This window comes from Acinetobacter sp. YH01020, from assembly GCF_013420275.1.
GTDB lineage: Bacteria > Pseudomonadota > Gammaproteobacteria > Pseudomonadales > Moraxellaceae > Acinetobacter > Acinetobacter amyesii.
This window is the reverse complement of record NZ_VOYN01000103.1, coordinates 1-3371: the sequence shown is the minus strand read 5'-3', so window position 1 is coordinate 3371 and position 3371 is coordinate 1. Positions and strand designations below refer to the sequence as shown.

At 47.6% G+C, this 3371-nt stretch carries 3 protein-coding genes, 1 pseudogene and 1 other annotated feature; all 4 genes and pseudogenes read right to left on the bottom strand.

The genetic code is table 11. The annotated features are described in order from the left end of the window. Nucleotides 1-138, bottom strand: a 138-nt coding sequence (locus FTT85_RS18845) for a LysR family transcriptional regulator (RefSeq protein ID WP_257222279.1), incomplete at its 3' end; no start/stop codon positions are given. 27 nt (nucleotides 139-165) lie between these two features. Further along, nucleotides 166-1380, bottom strand: coding sequence for a chloramphenicol/florfenicol efflux MFS transporter FloR (gene floR, locus FTT85_RS18180; RefSeq protein WP_000214122.1), 1215 nt, complete (start codon nucleotides 1378-1380; stop codon nucleotides 166-168). Nucleotides 1381-1531: 151 nt separating this feature from the next. Continuing rightward, nucleotides 1532-2504 (bottom strand): annotated as a pseudogene (locus FTT85_RS18175) (IS3 family transposase). Continuing rightward, nucleotides 2099-2215 (bottom strand) — a sequence feature (AL1L pseudoknot). Its footprint overlaps the pseudogene before it by 117 nt. Before the next feature lie 182 nt (nucleotides 2505-2686). Continuing rightward, nucleotides 2687-3253: a recombinase family protein gene (locus FTT85_RS18170; protein WP_006581699.1), complete on the bottom strand. Its 567-nt coding sequence runs from the start codon at nucleotides 3251-3253 to the stop codon at nucleotides 2687-2689. Nucleotides 3254-3371 lie beyond the last annotated feature (118 nt).

Below are 3371 nucleotides of genomic sequence, written 5' to 3'. Positions count from 1 at the left end.
GCTGATACCAAGTGCCTTGGCCGCATGCCGAAAATTCAGATGCTCGGCGACGGCGATGAACTGAACAAGGGAAATGAGCGGTATCCTGCCAGACAGGATACCGACATTCACGAGGTTTCGATGGTTAGTGCGCCGCATCGGAGCGGGCCTGCTACCAGTCGTCGGTTAGACGACTGGCGACTTCTCGGTGGCAGCCCCACGGAGCCGAAGGAGCACCAGCCCCAACGAAACCAGTACCGCCATCGCCGTGGCGTAACAGATCACGGGCCACGCTGTGTCACCGTTTAAAAGTGCCACCGCCAATGTCCCGACAATGCTGACTATCAGGCTTTGAACGCAGAAGTAGAACGCGACCGCTGATCCCGCGATGTCGTCGAACTCTGCCAAAGCGCCGTTCGCGGTAACGGACACCGTGAAGACAATACCGACCGCGACAACCCACATCGGTAGGATGAAGGTGAGGAATGACGGCGAGCCGTAAAGTTCGCCGATCCCCAACAGGACCGCTCCGCAAACAAGCAACGCCATCCCACGCGCCACGCATCCTGCGATGCCCCATCTGGCGACAAAGGACTTCGCGAAACGGGTTGTCACGATCATTACAAGCGCGACAGTGGCGAAGGCAAAGCTGAATCCGATCTCGGAATATTCCGCTTGGCCTATGAGCACACGGGGAGCCGTCGAGAAGAAGACGAAGTAGGTGCCCATACCGGCGCTAAAGCCGACAGTGTAAACCCAAAAAGCCGGACTCGCGAAGATCGGCAAGACAGATCGGCGCGTCTTGACTTGATCCAGAGGGCGGGTTTCGTGCCACCTGAAACCCGCATTTAGGAGTGCGAGCATCGCCAGTATAGCCAAAGTAATGAATATCGCCTGCCATCCCAAGAACTCGCCGATCAATACTCCGGCGATAGGGCCGAGCGCAGGCACGAACGCCAGCATCGAACTGAAAAGGCCGTAGATGACGACACCCTCAGGACGGTTGGCATAAACGTCGCGAACCGTCGCGAACGTCGCCACCAGCATGGCCGACGCGCCCACTGCTTGAAGTAGACGGAAAGCGACAAAGGCCGGTGCAGTTGAAGACCAAGCTGCTCCCAGAGACGCAATGACGAAAGCCGTTGCGCCCGCAAGTAGAATTGGCCGTCGCCCGATTCTGTCTGAGAGCGGACCAAAAATCACCTGGCCCACGCCGAGCATCACCATATAGAGGCTCAACGTGAGTTGGATCATAGCGGGCGTCGTGTTCAGGATGCCGGGCATCGCTGGAACGACAGGGAGATAAATATCCATCGCCAGTGAAGCGAGGATGTCGAAAGGAGCCATCAGCAGCAGTGCTGCCGGCAGCGTATAGGCCCACGCGGGGCGTGTGGTGGTCATGACGAATCAACCCTCGATTAAGGAATACCGGGCGACGTCTGCTCGTCAGCAATCAGATGAGACTAGCCTTACAGAGCGCCGCAACAACAATACTGGTTGTTGCGGCTTACTTGTCTGCTGACTTGGAATTTCCCATCTGATTACTCCACGCTTACGAATATGAATTGCTACATTTTATCCGATTATCTTTTGCTTCGCAATGCGGCATGGGCGCACTCAGCGTTCCAGCCCCCTCTGCCGCCCTAAATGCTTGCTCCAATGCATCGAGCACCATATCTGTATTCATCCGTGTCGATACTTTCCATCCAACAATTGCTCGTGAGAACACATCAATAATAAATGCAGTATAAACCCAGCCTGAATTTGTTTGAATATACGTAAAGTCACTCACCCACAGTTGGTCAGGATGATCAGCAGTAAAATTACGTTTTACCAAGTCATCCGCTCGTTTTTGATCATCTCGGCTACGGGTGGTTTGTTTGTTCTTACCACGCCAAACACCTTTTATACCTAGCTTTTGCATTAATCGAGCAACAGTACAGCGCGCAATAATATAGCCTTCACGTTTCAGTTTTTGCCAGACTTTACGTACACCATACCGACCTGAACTTTCCTTCCAAATTCGTTTAATCTCCTCAGCATGATGCAAGTCATGTAAATCTCGCTTTGCTCGATGTTCTGGATTTTCACAGAGATCTAGAGTCCGGTAATAGGTTGAAGGTGCGATCGGTAAAATTCTACAAATCGCCTCGACTCCGTACAGCTCTTTATTATTATGGATAAAATCCACCATTATTTGTGTGGGCGGTCGAGCTCCGCCTGGGCGAAAAAAGCGGCTGCTTTACGTAGAATTTCATTGGCGCGTTGCAGTTCTTTATTTTCGCGTTCGAGTTGTTTGATACGTTCTTGGTCTGAAAGCTGCTGTACTTTAACTGGATTTTGTTTATCTAAATATTTTTGATACCAAACACGTAGTGTTTCAGGAGTACAACCCTTGCGCAGTATACTGCTCAGGGAGCAATAGCGGTGATCGCAGCCCAATTCGATGGATAATCTTTCTCGGATTCAATCAATAATTGAACCGCTCTTTCTCTGATTTCAGGGGTATATTTTACTTTTTTCATCGGGACATTCTCTCAGAAAGCTTGGTCTCCGACAAACCCGGTACGGTTCAAAAATCTTCCATTGATTTATTTATATCTGTTAAACCAGTCGCATTATGAAATGTAATATAAGTAGAAATTTCAGTATAAATGGTCATGATCTTTTCTAAATTTGAATATCTAAGCGTCTTCATTAATCAACCTTATTGATTATTAGTTTCTTCTTTTAAAGCTCTTTGTACTGTTGCTATCCCTACTTTAAACTTTTCTGCAACACCTCTAAATGTTGAATTTTCTTCAGCCATTGCTTTTCGTATTTCAACATAGTCAACCTTCCGCTTTCTTCCCTTATATAAGCCCTTCGCTTTGGCTTTTGCAATTCCTTCCTTTTGACGCTCACGGATCATGGAGCGTTCAAACTCTGCAAATGCAGCAAGCATCTGAAACATGAGTTTATTTATTGCCGATTGTGCTACATCATGACTGAAGGTCAAATTCTCTTTATGAAAAATAATGGTTATACCACGATCATTCAGACTATTCACAATTTCGTTCAGATCATTTGTATTACGTGCCAGACGATCAATACTATGAACATGCACCGTATCACCTTCACGCAGATAGTCGAGCATTGCATTTAACTGAGGACGTTCACGGCTACCACCGCTTGCCTTTTCAGTAAAGGTCTTATCCAGGCTGATTCCATCTAATTGACGTTCAGTATTTTGTTCAGTTGAACTGACTCGAATATATCCGACCTGATTAGGCATTCTGTACCGTTAGAGTTTAGATAATTAAATACATATTGTACCGAAATTAAATATTAAGTCTATAAATACGGTTTTTGAGTTGCTTTTTAAGACTTTATTTTGTTCCGTTAGGCTATAC